This is a genomic window from Marinobacterium profundum, from assembly GCF_001528745.1.
GTDB lineage: Bacteria > Pseudomonadota > Gammaproteobacteria > Pseudomonadales > Balneatricaceae > Marinobacterium_A > Marinobacterium_A profundum.
Map to the genome: position 1 here is coordinate 1 of NZ_BCNS01000148.1, position 1715 is coordinate 1715.

2 protein-coding genes are annotated in these 1715 nt (G+C 62.4%); one reads left to right on the forward strand and one right to left on the reverse strand.

What is annotated here, in order from left to right:
- Nucleotides 1-794 (forward strand): MFS transporter (locus MPRO_RS17755; RefSeq protein ID WP_162492533.1); only part of this gene is annotated, 794 nt, incomplete at its 5' end.
- 8 nt (nt 795-802) lie between these two features.
- Here MPRO_RS17755 and MPRO_RS17760 read toward each other — a convergent pair.
- Nucleotides 803-1715 (reverse strand): bifunctional alpha/beta hydrolase/OsmC family protein (locus tag MPRO_RS17760; RefSeq protein ID WP_067296030.1); only part of this gene is annotated, 913 nt, incomplete at its 5' end.

The following is a 1715-nucleotide window of genomic DNA, read 5'->3' on the forward strand; positions in this document are numbered from 1 at the left end:
TTATGGTGGGGGCGCTGACCCTGGGTTCTGCCGCACCCCATCTGGTGAATGGCCTGGGCGGGCTGGACTGGCAGCGGGTGATTATCGCCACCTCCCTGCTGACCCTGGCGGGCGGGCTTATTGCCGAGTTTTTAGGAAGTGACGGTCCCTTCCCGTTTCCCCGTGCGCCCTTTGATCCCCGCAAGGCCTGGCAGGTATTTACCGATCGCAAGGTCTTGCTGGCCTCCCTGGGGTACTTCGGGCATATGTGGGAGCTGTACGCCATGTGGGCCTGGTTTTCGGTGTTCTTCGCCAGCACCCTGGCGCTGCACGGGGTGGAGCAGGCCGGCAAATGGGCGGCCTTCGGCACTTTTGCCGTTATCGGTGCCGGCGCAGCGGGTTGCCTGGTCGGTGGTCTGCTGGGGGATCGCTGGGGGCGTGCCAAAGCGACGGTGCTCGCCATGGCAATTTCCGGCGGCTGTGCGCTCACGATTGGCTTCATGCAGCAGGCGCCGGTATTGCTGGTGCTGCTGGTGGGCCTGGTGTGGGGCTTCTGGGTGGTGGCGGATTCGGCGCAGTTTTCCACCCTGGTGACGGAGGTGGCGGACCAGAGCTATGTCGGCACGGCGCTGACGCTGCAGCTGGCGATCGGCTTTATCCTCACTGTGCCTACCATCTGGCTGATACCGGTTATTCAGCAGGGCGCAGGCTGGGGCGTTGCCTTTGGTCTGCTGGCACTGGGCCCTGTGGCCGGCATTATTGCCATGCGTGCGCTGGACCGGGACAGCGCACAGGGGCCAGGCGCCCGCGGTTAGACAGGTCCTTAGTCAATCAGCTGGGTGCTCACCTTTAGCGGGCCTTCGAGGGTTTTGTGCACCGGGCAGCGGTCGGCGATTTCCAGCAGACGCTGTCGCTGCGCTTCGGTGAGTTTGCCTTTTAGGCTAATGCGCCGTTCCAGTATATCGATACGTTTTTCAGTCTCGCTGCAGCCCTCGCAGTCGGCGCCGTGCTGGCGGCTGTGGCTGAGCGTCACACTGACATCATCCAGCGGTATCTGCTTGAGGTTGGCATACATGCGCAGCGTCATGGAGGTGCAGGTGCCGAGTGCCGCGAGCAGATGCTCGTAGGGGTCGGGGCCCAGATTGTCGCCTCCGGACTTGAGCGGTTCATCGGCGAGCCACTCATGATGGTCGCTGTTGACCAGGCGGGTAAAGCGGTGGTTATGCTCGCGGACATCCACCTCGCCGTTGCGCGTGCCGGCGTCGACCGTTGCAATCAAAGGTACCGGTGTCAGGTACTTTTCACTCCAGGCACCTATGACGCTGGCGGCATAGGCGGTGTCTTCCTTGCTGCTAAGCAGATGGTCGGCCTTGTCGAGGCTGACAAAACTCTTGGGATGCTTGGCGCGGCGGTAGATCTGTTCGGCCTGGCTGATTGAAACGGTATTATCCAGCGGCGAGTGCATCACCAGCAAGGGCGTGCGCAGGCGCTCAATGTCATCATTGTCCTGGTTCAGGTCATCAAGAAACTGCTTTCGAATGGTGAAGGTACGCCCACCAAGGCTTACTTCTGCCTCACCGCTGTTCTCTATCGCATCCACATGGGCACCGAACTGCCTGATCACATGCTGGGCATCGGCTGGCGCACCTATGGTCACCACGGCGGCGGTTTCCAGGATACGGTGGGCGGCCGAGAGCACGGCGCGCCCGCCCAGACTGTGGCCGATGAGCAGGCGC